The sequence below is a fragment of the Methylobacterium sp. ARG-1 genome, from assembly GCF_001262595.1.
In the GTDB taxonomy this organism is placed as follows: domain Bacteria; phylum Pseudomonadota; class Alphaproteobacteria; order Rhizobiales; family Beijerinckiaceae; genus Methylobacterium; species Methylobacterium brachiatum.
Genome location: NZ_LHCD01000003.1, coordinates 56,140 through 76,443 on the forward strand (window position 1 = coordinate 56,140; position 20,304 = coordinate 76,443).

General features: G+C 69.9%; 21 protein-coding genes and 1 tRNA gene. 10 read left to right on the forward strand and 12 right to left on the reverse strand.

Annotated features, from left to right (window positions below):
* Positions 1 to 51 precede the first annotated feature (51 nt).
* Complete coding sequence (locus tag AKJ13_RS03990) at positions 52 to 462, forward strand: flagellar biosynthesis protein FlgC (RefSeq protein WP_050732202.1); 411 nt, start codon at positions 52 to 54, stop codon at positions 460 to 462.
* Here the strand turns inward: AKJ13_RS03990 and AKJ13_RS03995 are convergent.
* The 5 genes from AKJ13_RS03995 to AKJ13_RS04015 form a co-directional block, all read right to left on the reverse strand.
* Positions 446 to 1,846, reverse strand: coding sequence for an amino acid permease (locus AKJ13_RS03995; protein ID WP_050732486.1), 1,401 nt, complete (start codon positions 1,844 to 1,846; stop codon positions 446 to 448). The genes AKJ13_RS03990 and AKJ13_RS03995 overlap by 17 nt on opposite strands.
* Positions 1,847 to 1,917: 71 nt before the next feature.
* The gene (locus tag AKJ13_RS04000) at positions 1,918 to 3,384 is read right to left on the reverse strand and encodes a methyl-accepting chemotaxis protein (protein ID WP_050732203.1); all 1,467 of its coding nucleotides are present in this window, start codon (positions 3,382 to 3,384) and stop codon (positions 1,918 to 1,920) included.
* On the reverse strand, positions 3,384 to 3,773 hold the full coding sequence (locus AKJ13_RS04005; RefSeq protein WP_144426180.1) for a hypothetical protein: 390 nt from the start codon (positions 3,771 to 3,773) through the stop codon (positions 3,384 to 3,386). Before AKJ13_RS04005 ends, AKJ13_RS04000 begins: the two co-directional genes overlap by 1 nt.
* Positions 3,774 to 4,111: 338 nt before the next feature.
* Complete coding sequence (locus AKJ13_RS04010) at positions 4,112 to 4,732, reverse strand: hypothetical protein (protein WP_050732205.1); 621 nt, start codon at positions 4,730 to 4,732, stop codon at positions 4,112 to 4,114.
* Positions 4,729 to 6,738: a hypothetical protein gene (locus AKJ13_RS04015; RefSeq protein ID WP_050732206.1), complete on the reverse strand. Its 2,010-nt coding sequence runs from the start codon at positions 6,736 to 6,738 to the stop codon at positions 4,729 to 4,731. Before AKJ13_RS04015 ends, AKJ13_RS04010 begins: the two co-directional genes overlap by 4 nt.
* Before the next feature lie 258 nt (positions 6,739 to 6,996).
* Between AKJ13_RS04015 and rpsO the strand changes: the two genes are divergently transcribed.
* The 3 genes from rpsO to AKJ13_RS04030 all read left to right on the forward strand — a co-directional run bounded on the left by rpsO (position 6,997) and on the right by AKJ13_RS04030 (position 10,177).
* Entirely contained in the window at positions 6,997 to 7,266 is a 270-nt protein-coding gene (gene rpsO, locus AKJ13_RS04020) for a 30S ribosomal protein S15 (protein ID WP_007560136.1), read from the forward strand.
* Positions 7,267 to 7,474: 208 nt separating this feature from the next.
* Positions 7,475 to 9,697, forward strand: a complete 2,223-nt coding sequence (pnp, locus tag AKJ13_RS04025) for a polyribonucleotide nucleotidyltransferase (protein ID WP_050732207.1) — start codon at positions 7,475 to 7,477, stop codon at positions 9,695 to 9,697.
* A 258-nt stretch (positions 9,698 to 9,955) separates the two neighbouring features.
* Positions 9,956 to 10,177, forward strand: a complete 222-nt coding sequence (locus AKJ13_RS04030) for a YgaP-like transmembrane domain (protein ID WP_007560132.1) — start codon at positions 9,956 to 9,958, stop codon at positions 10,175 to 10,177.
* Between the two features lie 86 nt (positions 10,178 to 10,263).
* Here AKJ13_RS04030 and AKJ13_RS04035 read toward each other — a convergent pair whose 3' ends face one another.
* Positions 10,264 to 10,527, reverse strand: a complete 264-nt coding sequence (locus AKJ13_RS04035; protein WP_007560130.1) for a GlsB/YeaQ/YmgE family stress response membrane protein — start codon at positions 10,525 to 10,527, stop codon at positions 10,264 to 10,266.
* 180 nt (positions 10,528 to 10,707) lie between these two features.
* On the opposite strand from AKJ13_RS04035, the gene AKJ13_RS04040 reads away from it, so the two are divergent.
* Together AKJ13_RS04040 and AKJ13_RS04045 are read left to right on the forward strand one after the other, a co-directional pair.
* The gene (locus tag AKJ13_RS04040) at positions 10,708 to 11,064 is read left to right on the forward strand and encodes a RidA family protein (protein WP_050732208.1); all 357 of its coding nucleotides are present in this window, start codon (positions 10,708 to 10,710) and stop codon (positions 11,062 to 11,064) included.
* Positions 11,065 to 11,168: 104 nt separating this feature from the next.
* Positions 11,169 to 12,245 carry a polyamine ABC transporter substrate-binding protein gene (locus AKJ13_RS04045; RefSeq protein ID WP_050732487.1) on the forward strand — a complete coding sequence of 359 codons (1,077 nt, stop codon included), beginning with the start codon at positions 11,169 to 11,171 and terminating at the stop codon, positions 12,243 to 12,245.
* Between the two features lie 49 nt (positions 12,246 to 12,294).
* Here AKJ13_RS04045 and AKJ13_RS04050 read toward each other — a convergent pair whose 3' ends face one another.
* The 4 genes from AKJ13_RS04050 to AKJ13_RS04060 form a co-directional block, all read right to left on the reverse strand.
* A complete protein-coding gene (locus tag AKJ13_RS04050) occupies positions 12,295 to 12,705 on the reverse strand; it encodes a DUF3597 domain-containing protein (protein WP_050732209.1) in 411 nt (136 codons plus the stop codon).
* 101 nt (positions 12,706 to 12,806) lie between these two features.
* Complete coding sequence (locus AKJ13_RS31840) at positions 12,807 to 12,974, reverse strand: hypothetical protein (protein WP_160320593.1); 168 nt, start codon at positions 12,972 to 12,974, stop codon at positions 12,807 to 12,809.
* Between the two features lie 323 nt (positions 12,975 to 13,297).
* A complete protein-coding gene (locus tag AKJ13_RS04055) occupies positions 13,298 to 13,621 on the reverse strand; it encodes a hypothetical protein (protein ID WP_050732210.1) in 324 nt (107 codons plus the stop codon).
* Between the two features lie 27 nt (positions 13,622 to 13,648).
* A complete protein-coding gene (locus tag AKJ13_RS04060; protein WP_082316852.1) occupies positions 13,649 to 15,502 on the reverse strand; it encodes a DEAD/DEAH box helicase family protein in 1,854 nt (617 codons plus the stop codon).
* Positions 15,503 to 15,756: 254 nt separating this feature from the next.
* On the opposite strand from AKJ13_RS04060, the gene AKJ13_RS04065 reads away from it, so the two are divergent.
* Positions 15,757 to 15,840 (forward strand) — tRNA-Tyr (locus AKJ13_RS04065).
* A gap of 33 nt (positions 15,841 to 15,873) precedes the next feature.
* Here the strand turns inward: AKJ13_RS04065 and ruvC are convergent.
* Positions 15,874 to 16,497: a crossover junction endodeoxyribonuclease RuvC gene (gene ruvC / locus AKJ13_RS04070; RefSeq protein WP_050732212.1), complete on the reverse strand. Its 624-nt coding sequence runs from the start codon at positions 16,495 to 16,497 to the stop codon at positions 15,874 to 15,876.
* A gap of 130 nt (positions 16,498 to 16,627) precedes the next feature.
* Here ruvC and AKJ13_RS04075 point away from each other — a divergent pair, with 130 nt between their 5' ends.
* Positions 16,628 to 17,200, forward strand: coding sequence for a peroxidase-related enzyme (locus tag AKJ13_RS04075; RefSeq protein WP_050732213.1), 573 nt, complete (start codon positions 16,628 to 16,630; stop codon positions 17,198 to 17,200).
* Positions 17,201 to 17,207: 7 nt separating this feature from the next.
* Here AKJ13_RS04075 and AKJ13_RS04080 read toward each other — a convergent pair whose 3' ends face one another.
* On the reverse strand, positions 17,208 to 17,528 hold the full coding sequence (locus tag AKJ13_RS04080; RefSeq protein ID WP_050732214.1) for a YnfA family protein: 321 nt from the start codon (positions 17,526 to 17,528) through the stop codon (positions 17,208 to 17,210).
* A 184-nt stretch (positions 17,529 to 17,712) separates the two neighbouring features.
* Here AKJ13_RS04080 and AKJ13_RS04085 point away from each other — a divergent pair, with 184 nt between their 5' ends.
* Together AKJ13_RS04085 and AKJ13_RS04090 are read left to right on the forward strand one after the other, a co-directional pair.
* The gene (locus AKJ13_RS04085) at positions 17,713 to 19,251 is read left to right on the forward strand and encodes a PAS domain-containing protein (RefSeq protein WP_050732215.1); all 1,539 of its coding nucleotides are present in this window, start codon (positions 17,713 to 17,715) and stop codon (positions 19,249 to 19,251) included.
* Between the two features lie 59 nt (positions 19,252 to 19,310).
* Complete coding sequence (locus AKJ13_RS04090; RefSeq protein ID WP_050732216.1) at positions 19,311 to 20,279, forward strand: tyrosine recombinase XerC; 969 nt, start codon at positions 19,311 to 19,313, stop codon at positions 20,277 to 20,279.
* Positions 20,280 to 20,304 lie beyond the last annotated feature (25 nt).

Here is a 20,304-nt window from a genome sequence, read left to right on the forward strand (position 1 = left end):
GTTGCGCAGAGGATCGTGCGCCCCCTCTCCGTGCCGCCCGAGCCAACTCGCATGCCGGATACCAGCCCCCTCAAGGCGGCCACGGACGCGCTGGCCTACGGCCGTCGGGTCCAGAGCGGCCGGATCCGGGCGATCTCCGAGAACATCGCGAACGCCGATTCGGCCCCGGCCGATCCGAGCGGGACGCCCTACGCCCGGAAGATCGCGGTGTTCCAGCCGGTCGACGTGGACAGGGCGCGCGAGCCGGTGGGCCGCATCGTGCGCGACAGCAGCGACTTCCGCCGGCGCTACGACCCGTCCAACGCGGCCGCCGACCGGCAGGGCTATGTCCGCCTGCCGAACGTCAACGTCGCTCTGGAATCGGCCGATCTGCAGCGCGTGATCCGGAACTACGAGCTGAATCTCAGTGCCGAGGCCTCGATCGACTCGGTCAGCCGGGCGACGCTCAACCTGCTCGGGTGAGCCGGGCGTTGCGCCTGCCGAAGCCGGCATAGATCGCCAGCCCGATCACCAGCCAGACCGCGAGCCGGATCCAGGTGTCGGCCGGCAGCGAGGCCATCAGGATCAGGCAGGACAGGATGCCGAGCACGGCCATCGGCGCCGCCGCCGGTACGCGGAACGGCCGGGGCCGATCGGGCTGCGTCCGGCGCAGGATCAGCACGAGGGCGCAGACCAGGCAGAATGCCAACAGCGTCCCGATGCTGACGAGCTCGCCCAGGATATCGATCGGCACCAGCCCGGCCACCGCCGCGGTGAACAGCCCGATCACCACCTGGCTCGTCACCGGGGCCCGCGTGGCCGGATCGACCCGGCAGAACAGGCGCGGCAGCAGCCCGTCCCGAGCCATGGCGAAGAAGATCCGGCCCTGGCCGTAGAGTGCCGTGAGCGCCGAGGTGGTCAGCCCGATGAGGGCGCCGAGCTTGATCACGATGGCGAGGCTGGGCAGCGCCAGGCGGTCGATCGCCTTGGCGATCGGGTCCGCGACGTCCAGCTCCTGATAGGGTACGAGGCCGGTCAGCACCGCCGCCACCGCCACGTACAGGATGGCGCTGATCGCGAGCGAGCCGATCAGCCCGATCGGCGCGTCGCGCTGGGGCGCCCGGCACTCGCCCGCCGCGGTCGCGACCGTCTCGAAGCCGATGAAGGCGAAGAACACCACCGCGGCCCCGCGGAACACGCCGCTCCATCCGTAGCTGCCGAACGCACCGGCATTGTCCGGCACGAACGGGTGCCACAGGGCCGGCTGCAGATGGACCACCCCGACGCCCACGAAGGCGAGGATGATCGCGACCTTGCAGGCCACCAGGAGCCCGTTGATCAGCGAGGCGTCCCGGGTCGAGCGCGTCAGCAGCGCGGTCAGCATCAGCACGATGCCGGCCGCCGGCAGGTTCACGAGGCCCCCGTCCCCCGGCGCGCCCGACAGCGCCGCCGGCAGCTTCAAGCCGAAATCCGCCGCGAGCGATTGCGCGTAGCCGGACCAGCCGACCGCGACAGCCGCAGCCGCCATGGCGAATTCGAGCACGAGGTCCCAACCGATGATCCAGGCCGGGAACAGGCCGAGGCACGCCCGCGTGTAGGTATAGGTCGAGCCGGCCTCGGGGATCATGGCGGCCAGTTCGGCGTAGCACAGGCCAACGAAGCCGCAGGCGATGCCGCCGATCAGGAAGGAGAGGCTGATCGCCGGACCGGCATATTGTGCCGCGGCGGTCCCGGTCAGGACGAAGACCCCTGCGCCGATCGTGGCGCCGAGCCCGATCGCCACGAGGCCCGGAGCGGTGAGGCTGCGGGCGAGGCCGGAATGCCCGGCCGTCGGGTTCTCGATCGGGCCTAGGGCGGTGTCGGGTATGTCGAGGCTCACGGTCTTCGGTCACCGGATGTGTCGGATGGGAACCCGGACAGCAAGTTCCGAGCCGGGCCTCACGCGGCGCGCACGGAAGCCAGGAAGCGCCCGACCTCGCTGCGCAGGTCCGCGAACTCTTTCGACAGGTCGGAGACCGAAGCAAGCACGCGGCCGGCCTCGGAGCCCGTGACCTGCACGTCGCCCGTCACATCCGTGAGCGTGGCGGTGATGGCGCTCGTGTCGGTGGCGGCTTCCGAGACGTTCCGCAGGATCTCCCGCGTGGCCACGCCCTGCTGCTCGACCGCCGCGGTCATCGCGGTGGCGAGGCCACTCATGTCGTGGATCCGAACGGTGATGCCGTCCACCGCCGCGGCCGCCTGCCCTGTGGAGCTCTGGATGCGGTTGACCTGCGCGGCGATCTCCTGCGTGGCCTGCGCCGTCTGATCCGCGAGTATCTTGACCTCGGCGGCGACCACCGCGAAGCCGCGGCCCGCCTCACCGGCCCGGGCCGCCTCGATCGTGGCGTTGAGGGCGAGCAGGTTGGTCTGGGCGGCGATCGACGAGATCAGCGCGACCACGTCGCCGATGCGTTCGGCCGCCGTGCGCAGCTCGGTGACGAGCGGCGTCGCCGCGGCGGCCTGGTCGGCCGCATCGCGGGCCATCCCGGCCGACACCTCGACCTGCCGGCCGATCTCGCCGATGGTCGAGCCCAGCTCCGCGGCCGCCGCCGCGGCGTTCCGGACCTTGCCGGCGGCACTGCCGGCGGCGGCCGTCACCGCGATGGACCGGTCCGCCGTGGCGGTCGCCGTCGAGGCCATGCCGGCCGCCGTCGCCTCGACGGCGTCGGCCGCCGTGGCGACGTGATCGAGGATGCTGCCGATCGTCTCCTCGAAGGTGCGGGCGAGCTGCGCGGTCCCGGACTTGCGCGCGGCCTCGAGCGCGGACCGGGTCGAGGCGGCCTCGCGCTCCAGCTCCATGGCCCGGGCGAGTTGCGCCTGCGCGTGCGCCTCGGACGAGGCGAGGGCCCGGAAGGAGTCCTCCACGGTCCGGCATACCCAGATCAGGATGCCGGTCTCGATCAGCACGATCACCGCGTGCAGGATCACGCGGCCGAGATCGCCCGTTCCGCCGGGAAAGATCAGGGCCGGCATCGCGAGGTCGAGGGCGAGGTGATGCACGGCCGTGGCCGCCGCCGCCGCCAGGATCACGCGCCAGTCGCACCAGCCGGCCAGCATCGCCAGGCAGGCGAAGAAGTACATGTGCAGGTCGATCTGCCAGGGATGACCGGCGAAAGCGACCAGCAGGAGCGCTGCCATGCCCACGAGGGCCACCCCGCTCACGATTCGGGTGGCTGCGCTCGCCGGGTCGCGCAACCACAGGACCGTCGTGACGCCCGCGAGGCAGATGGCGCCGACCACCGGCCCCAGAGCCGGAAAAGCCGACGTCAGCACGGCTTCGGCCGCGCCGATCAGCGCGACATGCGCCCAGAGAAGCGGGATCAGGAAGCGGCCGAACCGGCGCTGAAGGGTTTCGAGATGGTTCATCAGGGCAGATTCCCGGCCGTGTCCGCGGCGGCGTTCAACGAAGACGGTGAGGGTGCGGACGGTCCGCATCCCTCGGCGAGGCGACCATCGAGGACGAGACGGGCGCCCGCGGCGTAGAGACGGCGCGCGAAGCCCACCCGGTCCGAACGGGCCATCAGGACGTTGTCCGAGCCGCCGCGGTTCAGGACGCTCCCGCCCGCCTCCGCGATGATCCGGACGGCGTCGGGTGTGTCGGCGCCGGGCGGTGCGACAACCGCCACCACCTTCGATTGGGGCAGCGCCAAAACGGCCAGCGGCACCAGCAGGCTGGCCAGGCAGCCGAGCGCTCCGACCCCCCATTCGACCGCGGCGCGACGAGAGGGGCTTGATCGACCAAGGCGTGCAGGCATCACCGGAAAGGCGTAGGGTTCGGCATCGGGCGCAACCTTTCAGCGATCAAGTCTAAAGAAAGTGTTGCCCGGACATATAGGGCGCTGTCCTCTGCGACCAGTGGTGTCGATCGGCGATTTCTCCGCAATTTAGACATAAAATTGCTATCCGAAGACGCCGGATTTCGCATGAATTTTATATGATAGACCTAGGATTACTTTTCTTGATTCTTTAGAGTCGCGGCGTAAGCAATTACATCGGATTTAATATTTAGGTTTTGATTTTGGGATTCGATGCCTGGGTTTGTGCGGCGCAATGATCGCGTTGGTCTGGTGCGAAATCGCGACATCCCTTGTGTTCAAGGCGCGGTGATCTTCGCGGTCGGCGGCTTAGCCTCCACCATTCGCTTGTCGGTGCGGAAGAGTCTGGCCACCAGGCCCGAGAATCTCATGAAGGCGCGGCCCTGCGGGGTGATGACGTAGCCGTCGCCCGCCGGGGCGACGTTGCCCGAGGCGGTCTGCTCCGCCAGACGGCGCTCAATCTGGTGGAACGCGCCGAGATAGACCGACTCGAACACCGCCCGCGCCCGCTCGGCGCTGAAGCGCTCCTCGGGCCGGGCCGCCATCTGGCCGAGCAGGAACACGCTGATCGAGCGGTCGACCGTGACGGGGAAGATCACGAAGACGCTGAGGTTCAGGGCGAGCGACAGCACGCAGGCGCCGAGGGCGTCCCGGCGCCGCAGGCCCCAGGCGCGGCCGAGCCCGGCCAGGAGCACCGTCACCGCACCGGTCAGCAGGAAAGCGACGATCAGAAGGATCAAGCCGCGGTAGAACAGGATCGTCACGCCGGACCAGAGATCCGTCTGGAACAGCAGCACGAAACAGGCGAGCCCGATGAGCAGGGCGCCGGCATGCAGCACAGCCTGGGCCGTGAGCCAGCGCAGCGCCTGCCCCAGGCGCGCCTGGGTGGTCGGATTCATCGAGCCCCTCCGCCGAGATCGTCGACCGCCAGGATTCGGACGAGCGGCGCGGCATAGAGCGGTCGGCCGCGCCACACCCAGGAATCCGGGTTTGCCCAGGGGGCGTCCTGCGCGGTGACGACCAGCGCGTCGATGCCGGCGGCGGTGGCCCGGCGGCGCACTTCGTCCCCGTCGAGCGCATCGCGGAAGATTGGCTCGACCTGCGCGAGCCGGGCCGCGACGGCCGCCTGCGAGGCGCCGAACAGCCGCGCCTCCCGATCGGCCACCGCGACCGGCTGGCTTCCGTAGAGACCGAAATCGAACACGCGCGGCGCGCCGGGCGCGTGCTGCAGCACCAGGGTCCGAGCCAGATGCGCGCCGGCCCACGTATAGGCCGTCCGCAGGGCGCGATCGATGTCGGGGCGGGCGTTGAGAAAGGCGAAGCTCGGGACGCCGGAAACGGGATAGGCCCGCATCCCGGCGAAGCCATAGAGGGTCGTGGCGTAGCCGAGCAGGAGCAGCGCCGCGATCAAGCCGGGAAGACGGAGTCGTTCTCCTGCGGCCCGGATCAGGGCCGCCACGGTCCAGACCAGAGTTGCGACCTGCGCCAGTAGGACCACACGCCAGCCCAGGTCGTTGTAGAGGATCGCGGAGCGCAGGAAGCCGCCGATCAGCAGGGAGGTGGCCGCCACGATGGTCAGCAGCCGTCCGGCCTCTCGGGCGTGCGCCTCGCTCCGGGGCACCATCCGCCAGAACAGGAACGCACCTGCGGCGAAGACCCCGAAGGCCAGGTAGTAGTTGAGCGGCAGCAGGATCAGGCGGAGCAGGTTCAGGGCCCAGCTGTCCGCCATGCCCTCGATCGGGCCGAAGCTCCGGACTGCGAAGACGATCGCTTGCCCGGCCTCGCTCCGGCTAGCCAGGAGCCCGGACAGGTACGGCGCGGCCAGGAGGGCGGCGACGAGCCCGGACGCGACGAGCCGACCGGCCTCGCGCCAGCGGCGCTCGATCGTGAGCAGGGCAAGCCAGGTCCCGGCCGCCGCGACCGTGCCCAGGCAGACCCAGACCGACAGGCCCGCGCAGGCCGCGAACGCGGTGCCCGCCACGATCACCGTCGCGCCGGGCGCGCGACGTTGCCCGTCCGCGGCCTCGGCCAGGGCCAGGAGCCCCAGCCAGCCCGCGATGGCGCCGGCGACATGGTGCGGAACCCAGACCAGGGAGCCCGGCCAGTTCAGCACCTGCTCGTTCAGCCATTCCGGCATCGGGATCCAGAGCCCGGTCTCGATCCGGTTGCGGATGACCAGAAGGATGTCGAGCCCGCCCGCCGGGAGCAGCAGGAGGGTCGCCAGCCGTACCCGGCGCCGGGAGGTCTCGTGCGCCAGCCCGGTGGCGGCGAGCAGCCGGTCCAGCAGGCCGAGCAACCCGATCCCGGTCCAGAACGCCATCCCGGCGAAGGCGGTGCGTCCGTCGACCAGCGCCCCGCCGGCCCAGTCGACGAGCGCGCAGAGCGTGTAGAAGAAGTAGTAATAGCCGGCCCGTTCAGGGCGGGCGAAGAACGGGTCCAGGGGCGGCAGGCCCGCCTCGACGATCGTTCGGGTCAGGCTCGCATGCTTGACGAGGTCGATGACGGTCACCGGCTGGTAAAGGCCCGTTCCGGTATCGATGTCGATCAGCGCGTAGGCGACGATCCCAAGCCAGAGCAGCATCAGCGCCAGCGGACCTGCCGCGGCCGCGAGGTCGATCCGGCTCCGGACCGCCCGGACCGCCGGGGCCAGTCCCGCCAGCCCGAGCCCGGCATTCGCCAGCACGGCGACGGGGATGCCGGCAGCCTGGACCAGCAGGCTGTCGAGGATCGGCAGCAGGCCGAGGCCGAGCGTCGCGGCACAGAGCAGGCGGTCTGCGGTCCCGAGCGCGCGGAATCCCAGGATCCCGGTCAGGCTGCCTAGGGCGTAGCCCGGCAACAGGATGAGGGGGACGCCGAGCAGCGTCGCCACCAGGACGCCGCACGCGTCGGTGAGGCTCGCGTTCATCGCCGGACCACCCTTCGTGCGGGTTCCGGCTAGCACACGGACGTTAACCCTTCCGCGGCGCGGCCCTCCGGGCCCGGGGCTGGCGTATCCAGCGGTTTCGTGTATGGATCGCGCAGCCTCGGCCCGGGTTACCGGGCGGGGCTTGAGCCGCTTGGCGCTGTGACCGTGCTGGACGACATCCCGGCACCGGCCGAACGCCGAGCTCGAGCGCCCCGACCAGGGCGCCGCATCCGACCAGCACAACCCGAAAGGCATGCGATGTCGATCACGGCAGAGCGCAAGACCGCGCTCATCAAGGAACACCGCAAGGACGCCAAGGACACCGGGTCCCCCGAGGTCCAGGTCGCGATCCTCACCGAGCGGATCACCAACCTGACCGGCCACTTCAAGACCCACGGCAAGGACAACCATTCCCGCCGAGGCCTGCTGAAGATGGTCTCGCAGCGCCGCTCGCTGCTCGACTACGTGAAGCGCAAGGACGAGGCCCGCTACCGCGCCCTCATCGAGCGTCTCGGCATCCGCCGCTAACATCCACCACGCGCGGTTCCGAGCCCGGCTCGGGACCGCGTTCGACACTCTCGGGCTGCCGGAATGGGTCCGGCCGCCCGAAAAACGGGTCGCTTCGAGGCGCCAGCGCCGGGGCAGGATCGCGAGACACTTCATCGCGCGAAGTGTCCCGCCGTCTTGCCCCCGACGGCGCCGGGCCTGGCCCGCCGAAGGCAAGGAAGAGATAAGAATGTTCGACGTTCAACGCGAAGAGCTGATGTGGGGCGACCGCAAGCTCGTCCTCGAGACCGGCAAGGTCGCCCGCCAGGCTGACGGCGCGGTTCTGGCCACCTACGGCGAGACCTCGGTCCTCGCCACCGTGGTCGCCACCAAGGAGCCGAAGCCCGGCATCGACTTCCTGCCGCTCACCGTGAACTACCAGGAGCGCGCCTACGCCGCCGGCCGCATCCCGGGCGGCTACTTCAAGCGCGAGGGCCGTCCCTCCGAGAAGGAGACCCTGGTCTCCCGCCTGATCGATCGCCCGATCCGTCCGCTCTTCGTCAACGGCTGGCGCAACGACACCCAGGTCGTCGTCACCGTCCTGACCCACGACCTCGAGAACGATCCGGACATCGTGTCGATGGTCGCGGCCTCCGCCGCCCTCACCCTGTCGGGCGTGCCGTTCATGGGCCCGATCGGCGCAGCGCGCGTCGGCTACGTCAACGGCGGCTACAAGCTGAACCCGCTGGTCACCGAGACCAAGGAGGAGTCGAGCCTCGACCTCGTCGTCGCCGGCACCCAGGACGCGGTGCTGATGGTCGAGTCGGAGGCCAAGGAGCTCTCCGAGGACGTGATGCTCGGGGCCGTGATGTTCGGTCACAAGCACTTCCAGCCGGTCATCGAGGCGATCATCCGCCTGGCCGAGAAGGCCGCCAAGGAGCCGCGCGACTTCCAGGCTCCCGAGAACGCCGACGTCGAGAAGGCGGTCCTCGAGATCTGCGAGACCGAGCTGCGCGCCGCCTATACCAAGACGGTCAAGCAGGAGCGCTACGCCGCCGTCGACGCCGTGAAGGCGAAGGTGATGGAAGCCCTCTGCCCCGAGGGCGCCGAGAAGTACCCGGCTGAGAAGGTCAAGGCCGCCTTCAAGGAGGCGCAGTCGAAGGTCGTGCGCTGGAACGTGCTTGATACCGGCTCGCGTATCGACGGCCGCGACCTGAAGACGGTCCGCCCGATCGTCTCCGAGGTCGGCGTCCTGCCGCGTGCCCACGGCTCATCGCTGTTCACCCGCGGCGAGACCCAGGCCCTCGTGGTAGCCACCCTCGGCACCGGCGAGGACGAGCAGTTCATCGACTCGCTCGACGGCACCTACAAGGAGCGCTTCCTGCTCCACTACAACTTCCCTCCCTATTCGGTGGGTGAAACCGGCCGCATGGGCTCCCCGGGCCGTCGTGAGATCGGCCACGGCAAGCTCGCCTGGCGAGCGATCCGGCCGGTGCTGCCGCCGGCGCACGAGTTCCCCTACACGATCCGCGTCGTGTCGGAGATCACGGAGTCCAACGGCTCGTCCTCGATGGCTTCGGTCTGCGGCGGCTCGCTGTCGCTGATGGATGCCGGCGTGCCCCTGCGCCGTCCGGTGGCCGGCATCGCCATGGGCCTCATCCTCGAGGGTGAGCGCTTCGCGGTCCTGTCCGACATCCTCGGTGACGAGGATCACCTCGGCGACATGGACTTCAAGGTGGCCGGCACGGACGAGGGCGTGACCTCGCTCCAGATGGATATCAAGATCGCCGGCATCACCGAGGAGATCATGCGGGTCGCCCTCGACCAGGCGAAGGACGGGCGCGCCCACATCCTGAGCGAGATGTCCAAGGCGCTCACCGCCGCCCGTCCGGAGCTCGGCGAGTACGCGCCGCGCATCGAGACGATGCAGATCCCGACCGACAAGATCCGCGACGTGATCGGCACCGGTGGCAAGGTGATCCGCGAGATCGTCGAGAAGACCGGCGCCAAGATCAACATCGAGGATACCGGCATCGTGAAGATCGCCTCGGCCGACGGCAAGGCGATCAAGGCGGCCTATAACTGGATCCGCTCGATCGTCGCCGAGCCCGAGACCGGCATGATCTACGACGGCACGATCGTGAAGTGCATGGAGTTCGGCGCCTTCGTGAACTTCTTCGGCGCCAAGGACGGTCTCGTCCACATCTCGGAGCTCGCCGCCCAGCGGGTCGCCAAGGTGACGGACGTCGTCAAGGAAGGCGACAAGGTCAAGGTGAAGTTCCTCGGTCAGGACGACCGCGGCAAGATCCGCCTGTCCATGCGCGTCGTCGATCAGCAGACCGGCGAGGACATCACCGAGAAGGTGAAGGCCGAGCGCGATTCCACCCGCAGCGACCGGGACGGCGAGCCCCGCCGTGAGGACAATGGTGGCCGCCACCGCGGCGAGCGTCGCCGCGAATCCGCCAGCGAGTGATTTTTATGACTTTCCCGCGCGGGCTTCGGCCGGTGCGGGTTTGAAATGAAAGGCGCGGTCCTTCGGGGCCGCGCCTTTTTCATGCGCCGTAGAGCTTCGGCTTGCACCCGTTCGGCCGGTCTCAGTCGATTGCGACTGCGCAGCAAGGGACGTCATGCGAGTCGCCTGCGCATCCTGCACGCCTCCACCGTGCGGGACGGTTGGAACGCCCGCCCCGCGCCCGCGTTCGCACCGCGACTTCACAGCGGGAAAGCATTCATGGCCAACGAAATGATCCACGACATCTTCAGCGGGCAGCCGAACCTCACCACAACCGAGCGGGCGGTGTCCGTCGCTCTGGGGCTCGGGATCGCTGCCGCGGCGGCGCAGCCCCGGCCGAACAAGATCCTCAGCCTGCTGGCGCTGGTCGTCGGCGTCGGCCTGGCGGTGCGCGGCGCCACCGGCCATTGCGCCGTGAAGGCGGCAGCGGATCACCTCTGAGCGATCCGCCGCCTCGGCCGGCCATCAACCCAAAAAAAGGGGCGCCCCGCGGGGCGCCCCTTCGCGTTCCGGTTGCCTGGACCGGATCAGATGGTCGTGCGGCGACGGCCGGCGATCATGCCGTAGATGAAGAGCACCACGACAGCGCCCACGACCGCGCCGATGAATCCTGCGCCCTGATTGGGTCCGTACCAGCCGACGGCCTGGCCGATGAAGGTCGCCACGAAGGCGCCGACGATGCCCAGGATGGTCGTCAGGATGAAGCCCGACGGCTCATTCGGTCCGGGCATCAGGAACTTGGCGATGATTCCGGCGAGGAACCCGATGATGATGGTCCAGAGAATACCCATGACGAACCCCAAGGCATGACAAGCGATGCCGTGTGAACGCACGGTGGCCGGCCACGGTTGCTCGCAACTGCACAGGAAGGGGCGAATTTTCCTGCGGTTCCCGCGACGCGTCGGCGCGCGGCCCTTTACGGCCGCCCCGGTGCCACGGCAGATACCGGCTTTCATCGGCCGGAGACTGGAATGAGCATCGAACGGATTGAACCGGGATCGCGGATGTCGCAGGGCGCGATCCACGGCAACACCATCTACCTCGCCGGCCAGGTGGCGTCCGATCCGGTCGGAACCGGGGTCACGGCGCAGACCCAGAACATCCTGGAGCAGATCGACCGGCTGCTCGCCGGCGCGGGCAGCGACAAGGATCACATCCTGTCGGCCACCATCTATCTCGCCGATATCGGCCACTTCGCCGAGATGAACGCGGCCTGGGACGCCTGGGTGTCCAAGGAGCACCCCCCGGTGCGCGCCACCGTCGAGGCGCGGCTGTGCGATCCGCAATATCTGGTCGAGATCGTGATCGTCGCCGCGAGGCAGGCATGAGCGGGGCCGGGACGGGCCGGGTCGAACGATCGGTCCGGCGCCCCGTCCCGGGCCGGCGCCGGTCCGCGTCGCGCGCGGGCGCCGGCTTTTTGCTGCTGACGGGAATGCTGCTGGCCGCGCTCCTGAGCCTGGCTCCACCCGCTCGGGCCGCTGAGGAGCGGGTCGTCAACATCTACAACTGGTCGGACTATATCGACCCGAAGGTGATCGACGCCTTCACCCGGGAGACCGGGATCAAGGTCGTCTACGACACCTACGACAACAACGAGATCTTGGAGACCAAGCTGCTGGCCGGCCGATCCGGTTACGACATCGTCGTGCCCTCCGGCCCCTATCTGCAGCGGTTGATCCGGGCCGGCGCCTTCCTGCCGCTGGACAAAGCCAAGCTGAAGAACCTCGGCAACCTCTGGCCTGAGATTTCCAGTCGGCTCGCCGTGTACGACCCCGGGAACACCTACGCGGTCGACTACATGTGGGGCACGACCGGCATCGGCTACAACGTCGCCGCCGTCCGCGAGCGGCTGGGCGCCAATGCGACACTGAATTCCTGGACCGTGGTCCTCAATCCGGCTTCCGCGAACAAGCTCAAGGATTGCGGGATCATGATGCTCGACAGCCCCGAGGATCTGATCCCCAGCATGCTCCCGGTCTTCGGCGCGAAGGCCGATTCCAAGCGCTGGGACGACCTGACCCTCGTGACCGACGCCCTCTTTAAGGTGCGCGGCAGCGTGCGGAAATTCCACGCTTCGGAATACATCCAGGCGCTGGCCAACGGCGATATCTGCGTGGCGGTCGGCTATTCGGGCGACGTGATGCAGGCCAAACGTCGCGCCGAAGAGGCCAAGAACGGGATCGAGATCGCCTATGTGGTGCCCAAAGAGGGCGCACTCATGTGGTTCGACACCTTCGCGATCCCGAAGGATGCGGCTCATCCCGCCGAGGCCCTGGCCTTCATCGACTACATGCTGCGGCCCCAGGTGGCGGCGGCCAACACCAACTTCGTGGCCTATGCCAGCGGCAACCTCGCGGCGAAGAAGTTCGTAAAGCCCGAGATCCTGAGCAATCCCGGCATCTACCCGGACGAGGCGACGATGCAGCGCCTGTCGATCAACACGGCCTGGGACGACCGGACCCAGCGCTACGTCACCCGGCTCTGGACCCGGGTCCGCACCGGGCGGTGAGCGTGGAAGGCCCGGCGCAGGTTGCTGCGCCGGGCCCCATCCGTGCGGATCAGTTCTTGAGGTCTTCCGGCACCTTGCCGCCGTTCTCAGCGAGCTTCTTCATCACCTGCTTGTGCAGCCAGATGTTCATCGAAGCCGAGTCTTCCTTGTCGCCGGTATAGTGCAGCTCGTCGGCGAGCTGCTTGCGCGACGCCAGGCCGGAATCCAGGCCGACCAGCTTCATCAGGTCGACGATGGAATGGCGCCAATCGAGCTTCTGCGGGGTCTTCTCGGCGAGGCTGGTGAGCACGGCCTCGACGTCCACGGCCTCGCCGCTACCGCCCGCGCTGCCGGGGGGCGAGGCCGGGCTCGAGCCGGCCGAGCCGCTCGAGGAACCCGAGGTGGACGAGGGCGCGGCGTCCGCGGTGCCGCCGCCGAACGGGTGGAGGATCTTGCCGACGATGCTGCCGAGGAGGCTCATAGGTCCGCTCCGATAATCAAGGCCCGGCCTGCGCGCCGGGCGGGCTGTCAACCGGTTGTCGGCCTGGGCGTTCCGCGATACGCGCTCCGGCGTGTCAAAACCTAGCCGCGGGCGCCGTACAGCGCGATTCCCAGCAGGGACAGGCCGAGCACAAGACAGATCCCGCTCCAACGTTCGAGGACGGCCACGCGCGCGGGGGCGCGCAGCGAAAGACCCGCCAGACCGACACCGCAGATTAAACAGCTCACGCTCAGCACGATAACCAGCACGGTCCTTACGATCCGAAATCGACGGAGTCAGCCATATTCTGATTTCGCCGATGTGTGATATCGAAGACCACGTAGCCAGCGAGAAATTCACAAGCCTTTCACTGGAGAGAGACGATTAAATGAACCCCGTTCGGCATCTGGATTTGCGTGTTCGGGATGAAATCAATCTTTCCGCGTCCGATCCGGACGCTGTGTCGCTCAGTTATTCAGATTTAACCCGCGCGGCATCGCACGTTCGATGAATGGAGCCCGGTACGGTTGCGGCCGGCCGCGACGGGCGGAGCCGGGCCAGCCGGCCTCCGAAGCGGACCGGCAAACAGCGCTCAGCCGGCGCGCGACAGGGCGGCGATGAGAGCTGCCCGCTCCTCCGCGAGCGAGCCGCGGGGCACCGGACGACCGGCACGGTCGTACCAGTAGCGCGCATTGCCGGAATCGCCCTCGATCCGATGCAGATGGGCGTGCACCCAGGCGGCGTCCGGCCCCGAAGCGTCCTGGACCAGGGCATGCGCCCGTGCCCAGGTGGCGTCCGCGGCTTCGGTCGCGTTCCTGGCCAGCCACCACAGGGCGGCGAGCGAGGCGGGCCAGGCGTGTGGCGGCGCGCTCCCGGTCAGCGTCGCCGCGAAATCGGACGGCAGGTTCTCGGTCATCGCGCCTTCTCCCTGAACCGCGACGGGTCAGCGTCCAGCCGCGCGCTCCGGCTGCCAGCGGCTGCGGCGCTGGCGGGCGGACCACGCGTAGCGGGCATCGCCGTCGAGCCGGTCGAGATGGTCCGAGAGCCTGTTGCGTTCAAGCCAGGCCAGCGCCGCTTCCAGTTCGGGCAGGGTCATGGTCGCCCGGCCCTTGCCGAGCACGCGCTTGAGCACGGCGTTGTAGCGATGCGCGAGGTTACCGCCCCGAGGCACCCGCAGCGACGCCTCGTCCTCCACGGCCTGGCTCGCCACCGCCACGGCGAGCCGCTGCCGCAGGGTCCGCTCGGTGACCGAGGGCGGCTCCGGCGCCGGCGCCACGGGGGCGGGCTCGGTGAGCCGCGGGCGCAGCAGGGCGTAGCGCAGGCCGATCGCGTTGCTCTCCAGCGGCGTGATCCCGCCGGGATCCTCGTCGCGCCACGGAGTCCGCTCCGGGACGATGGCGCTCGCCGGCCGCTCGCGCTTGGGCCGCACGCTGCTGCCCTGCTCGGTCTCCAGTTCCAGGCGGAACCGGGCGAAGAGCGGGTCGTCCGGATGGAAGATCAGCGCCTGCTGGTTGTCGTAGGGCCCGGCATGCGGATCGACCCGGGTGGCCCGGGCGAGCATCTGCTCGAGCCAGGGGCGGGAGCGGATATGCGTGAGGGCCGCCACCACCGCGACCTCGGGGGCATCGAGCCCCTCATAGGCCATCGCCACCGTCACCAGCACCGCCGGCTCCGCGGTCAGGCGGAACGCCGCGAGGGCTGCGTGAGCATCGCCCTGGCCCGAGGTCGCCAGGCGGACGTCGCGCTCGCCCTGCCCGGCCGGCATCCAGCTCCGCAGGGTCGTCAGATAGGCACGTGCGCTCGCCTGATCCGGGGCCACCACGAGGAGCTTGCCGAGACCCCGTGCCATCTTGCCGGGCGGCAGGCCGAGTTCGGACCGGCGCCGGGCGCGCAGGCGCTTCGTCGCGAAGAAGGATTCGCTCAGGAGATCCCGGGCGAAGCCGGTACGCAGGGCCGTGAACAGGGCCGGCCGGGTCGTGACCCGGACCGATCCGGCGCCCAGCCGGTGTGGCCCGACCCGGGGGCTGTCGCCGGCGATCCGGCCACCTTCGAGCCAGCTCGCCTCGCCGTCGATCGCCCCGAACGTGACCGGCAGCACCGCCCGCTCGGCCAGGGCCTGCGACCGGGAGTAGCCGATCACCGCCAGCCCCGGCGCCTCGAGGTCGATCTCCGGGCCACGGCCGAGCGCCGCCGGCTTGTAGGGCAGGCCGAGGATGCGTCGGCCGTCGGCCCGCTCCAGGGTGCCGGACAGGAACAGGCCGATCTCGGCCGCCTCCATCACCGGCAGCATCGCCCGGGACCACGCCCCCGCCTCGGCCTCCTCGTCGGCGGAGGCCTCGTCCGCCCCCGGACGCCCCGGGACCGGCAGGTGGTGGACCTCGTCGACGACCAGTAGGGTCCGGTGCGCCCGCGCCTCGGCGAGATGCAGCGCCGGGGCGGCCGCTACCGCCTGATAGGTGGTGACGTAGCCGGCGAGACCCCGGGCCGGATCACGCTCGTTGTCGGCGGCGCGCACGCTCAGCGCATGGCCGAAAGCCGCGCGCCAGAGCGGATCGGCGAAGGCTTCCTCAGCCTGCAGGCGCAGGGAATCCCGCGGCACCACCCAGACCACGCGATCGACCCGGCCCGCCGCGATCAGCGTGTGCGCCGCGATCACCGGCAGCAGCGACTTGCCGCCGCCCGGTGTCACCGCGGCCAGGATCTTCCGGACATGCGCCGCCTGCCCGCTCGCCATGGCCGCCACGAGGGCCATCAACGTACGCTGGTGGGACCGCAGGGACGGGGCGGGACGGGTCACTGGCCGGCGAAGCAGGGCGACATGCCCGCACCGTGGCCGATCCCGATTCCTTTGTGAATCCCCCGCACCACCACGGTGTTCGTGTTTCTTTCGCGAAATCGGCGTGATTCGTTCGAATGCGGCGGTGCGATTGCCGCGTGATGCGCATCGAAAGGCCGCCTTCAGAAGGTCGCGCCTGCGGATCGCTGCACGAGAAGCGTTGACACCCGGCCGGCCCCTCACCATAAGGGCGCCGCGGGTGAAAAACCTGCCTTGGGGGAATGTCCCGAGCGGCAAAGGGGGCGGACTGTAAATCCGCTGCGTAAGCTTCGTAGGTTCGAGTCCTACTTCCCCCACCAAGTTTCCTGACCGATCCCGTCAGCCCTGCCCGATCAGCCTTGCTTCGCCAGGGCCGCCTCGATGCGCGCGGCGGCGGCCGCCGAAAATCCCTTCCCGGCCAATCCCTGCCCCGCGGCGGCCTGCCCGGTGAGACTGCGCCGTTTGCCCTCCGGCAGATGCGTCTTGCGCAGCGCGTGCGCGTCGCGGTGGCTGGCATGGGTGATCGCGATGGCCAGCGCGTCGGCGGCGTCTGCGACCCGGAACTCGGCCTTGGGCAGCAGAAAGCGGACCATCGCCTGGATCTGCACCTTCTCGGCGTGACCGGAACCCGCCACGGTCTTCTTGATCAGGTTGGCGGCGTACTCGAACACCGGCAGCCCGGCGTTGGCCGGCACCACGAGCGCCATGGCCCGGGCGTGGCCGAGCTTGAGCGTCGCCTGGGCGTCTTTATTGACGAAGGTCTCCTCCACGGCGACCTCGTCGGGCTTCTGCGCCTCGACGATGCGACCGATCCCCTCGAACAGCTCGCGCAGGCGGAGCGCCAGCGGCAAGTCGCCATCCGAGGTGACGACGCCGCAATCGCCGTAGGTCAGCTTGCTGCCCTGCGCGGTGATAAGGCCCCAGCCGGTGCGGCGGAGCCCCGGGTCGATCCCCAGGATGCGGACGATGCTGCTCATGACGCTCCAGGGTTATGCTCGGGCCGCGTTGCGGTCCGGAGGCCGGCTGCCCTCGACGGCCGGGCCGAGCGTGCCGTACGTATCGTGAACGCCCGGTTTCACCAAGGGACCGGAATCTGGGGACCCGACTATGCCCGCGACACCGCCGATCAGCCGCTTCCCGGTCCCGAAGCTGTCCGAGATGCCCGACGACCTGCGCGCCCGCATCGCCCTGGTGCAGGAGAAGGCGGGCTTCGTGCCCAACATCTTCCTGGCGCTGGCGCACCGCCCGGACGAGTTCCGCGCCTTCATGGCCTATCACGACGCGCTGATGGACCGGCCCGGCGGCCTCACCAAAGCCGAGCGCGAGATGATCGTGGTCGCCACCAGCGCGGCCAACAATTGCCTCTACTGCGTGGTCGCCCATGGCGCGATCCTGCGGGTCCGGGCCAAGAACCCGCTTCTGGCCGACCAAGTCGCCGTCGCCTACGCCAAGGCGGACATCACCCCGCGCCAGCGCGCGATGCTGGCCTTCGCACTGAAGGTGGCGAAGGAAGCCCATACCGTCGAGGCCGAGGATCACGCGGTGCTCGCGGGCCACGGTTTCAGCCCGGACGACGTCTGGGACATCACCGCGATCACCGCCCTGTTCGCTCTCTCGAACCGCCTGGCCAGCGTCGCCGAGCTGCGGCCGAACGACGAGTTCTACCCGCTCGGGCGGTGAAGCCGCCTCATCCGCGCCGCCCGAGCAGGATGATCGCCGTCCCGGCCAGACATACCAAACTGCCGGCGAGGTCCCACCGGTCGGGCCGCTGCCCCTCGGCGAGCCACAGCCACAGGATCGAGGCGGCGACGTAGACCCCGCCATAGGCCGCGAAGGCGCGCCCCGCCGCCGGGCTGTCCACCAGGGTCAGCAGGCCGGCGAACGCCACCAGGGAGGCGAGGCCCGGAAGCGCCCACCAGGCCGACCGACCGAGCCGGAGCCAAGCCCAGAACGCGAAGCATCCGGCGATCTCCGCGATCGCGGCACCGGCATAGGCGAGGAGCGTCATCGCGCGAGCTTGGCACGCGGATCGGCGCCGGGCGAGCCACGGAAGATAAACCAGTTGAATATGCATCCTGGGAAGATCTGCCCCGGAAGTGCAAGATGCTCCTGCGCGCAAGATCGGCTAAGACCGATCCCGATCGCCTCCGCGTGCTTCCCGGGCCCCGCTGCCCGATCCAACGCCCCCGGCCATGTCAGACTCGATCGAGACCGCTCGCCTCCAGGTCCTCCGCAGCTACGGCATCCTCGATACGCCGCGCGAGCCGGCCTTCGACGACATCGTCACGCTGGCGACACAGATCTGCGCGGTGCCGGTGGGGCTCGTCAGCCTCGTCGCAGCCGACCGGCAATGGTTCAAGGCCCGGCGCGGCTTCCCCTCCTGCGAGACGCCCTTGAGCCAGTCGGTCTGCGCCCACGCGCTGGGCTCCGCGGACGGGCTGTTGGTGATCCCCGACCTGACGGCCGACCCGCGCACCTGCGAGAACACCCTGGTGACCGCGCCACCGCACATCCGGTTCTATGCTGGCGCCGTGCTCCGGACCGAGGACGGCGTGGCGATCGGGACCCTGTGCGTGATCGACATGGCGCCTCGGCCCGATGGCCTGAAGCCGGACCAGGCGTTTGCCCTCCGGGCGCTGGCGCAGCAGGTGATGGCGCAGCTCGAGCTGCGCCGGGCGGTCCGGGAGCGGGAGGCGGCCCTGACGGCCGAGCGCCAGGCGCGCGACGCTCTGGCGATCTCCGAGGAGCGCTACCGGCTCTCGTCGCGGGCGACCACGGACCTGATCTGGGACTGGAACCCGCAGACCGGCCGGATCCACTGGGACGAGGGCCTGTCCGCGCTCTACGGGTACCGGCCGGCTGAGATCGAGCCGAGCACCGACTGGTGGTACGACCACATCCACCCGGAGGATGGCGACCGCGTCCGCCGCAGCGTCCGCGCCGCCATCGCGGACGCGTCGCTCCGCTGGAGCGAACGGTACCGCTTCCGGCGGGCGGACGGGACCTACGCCACGGTGCTCAACCGCGCCATCATCGTCCGCACCGCCGACGGCACCGCCACCCGGATGACCGGCGTGATGCTCGACGCGACCCAGCAGGCCGAGGCCGACGCGCATCGGGAGATGCTCAGCCAGGAACTCAGCCACCGGCTGAAGAACACCTTGGCGATGGTCCAGGCGATCGCCTCGCAGACCCTGCGCGACGCGCCCGACGTCGCCTCCGCCCGCGACGCCCTGCTGCAGCGCCTGCTGGCGCTGGGCAAGGCGCACGACATCCTGCTCGCCGGCAATGCCGAGCGGGCCCGCATGGAGGCGGTGATCCGGGGCGCCCTGGCGCTCCACGACAATGCCCGACCCGGCCGGCTGCAAGTCGAGGGGCCGGCTCTCGATATCGGGCCGAAGGCGGCCCTCGCCCTGGCGCTGATGATCCACGAGCTGGCGACCAACGCGGCCAAGTTCGGCGCCCTGTCGGCTGCGGCGGGGCATGTCGGCGTCACCTGGGAGATCGAGGCCCTGGCCGACGGCCCGCAGCTCCGGCTGAGCTGGGCGGAATCCGGCGGTCCCTCGGTGGTCCCGCCCTCGCGCAAGGGGTTCGGCACCCGCCTGATCGAGCGCGCCTTCGCGGGCACCGTGGCCGGGGCGGTCGCCCTGGATTACCGGGAGACCGGGCTGCACTGCGTCCTCACCGCGCCGCTGGCCGGGTTCCAGGGCAAGGACGGGATCCTGAACTGAGAGGCGGCTCCCCCCTGGCCGTTAAGCCCAAGACAACGAAAAAGCGGTCGAGTGGAGCCATGAGCGCGCACGAGACGGCCGACGACCTGATCCTGATTCCGGGTGATTCGCGCCTGCGCGAAGCGGTCTATGCCTGGGCCGACGGCTTGGCGCGGGAGCGGCGTATGTCGCCCAACACCGTCGAGGCCTACAGCCGCGATGTGCGCCAGTTTCTGGTCCACCTCGCGTCGCGCCTGGGCACGCCGACCATCCCGATGCTGGTGGCCCTGAAGGTGCGCGACATCCGCGCCTTCATGGCCGCGCGCCGGGCCGAGGAAGTGTCCGGGCGCTCGCTGATGCGGATGCTGGCGGGATTGCGTTCGTTCGGGCGCTTCCTGGAGCGCGAGGGCTACGGCAGCGTCTCGGCGCTCGGCGGCGTGCGGGCGCCCAAGGTTCCGCGGCGTCTGCCCCGGCCGCTGCCGGTCGCCGCCGCGGTGGCGCTCACCGACACGGCCATCCGGGCCGGCGAGGAGCGCGAGCCCTGGGTGCTCGCTCGGGATGCCGCGGTCCTGGCCCTGCTCTACGGCGCCGGCCTGCGCATCTCCGAGGCCCTGGGCCTGACCCGCCGCGACGCGCCGCTTCCGGGCAGCGATCAGGTGACGGTGCTGGGCAAGGGCGGCAAGCAGCGGATGGTCCCGATCCTGCCGGTGGTCGCGCAGGCGGTGGCCGATTACGTGGCCGCCTGCCCGCTGCCGCTGCCGCCGGAGGGGCCGCTCTTCGTCGGTGCCCGCGGCGGCGCGCTCTCGCCACGCATCATCCAGTACACCGTGGCCCGCGCCCGCGGCGCCCTCGGCCTGCCCGAGAGCGCGACCCCGCATGCCCTGCGCCATTCCTTTGCGACGCATCTGCTCGCCCGCCAGGGCGAGCTGCGCGCGATCCAGGAACTGCTCGGCCATGCCTCCCTGTCGACGACGCAGCTCTACACCCAGGTCGATGCCGCCCGGCTCATGAGCGTTTATACGGCGGCGCATCCCCGGGCCGGCCGCTGATCTCGACTGGCCTATAGCAGTGATA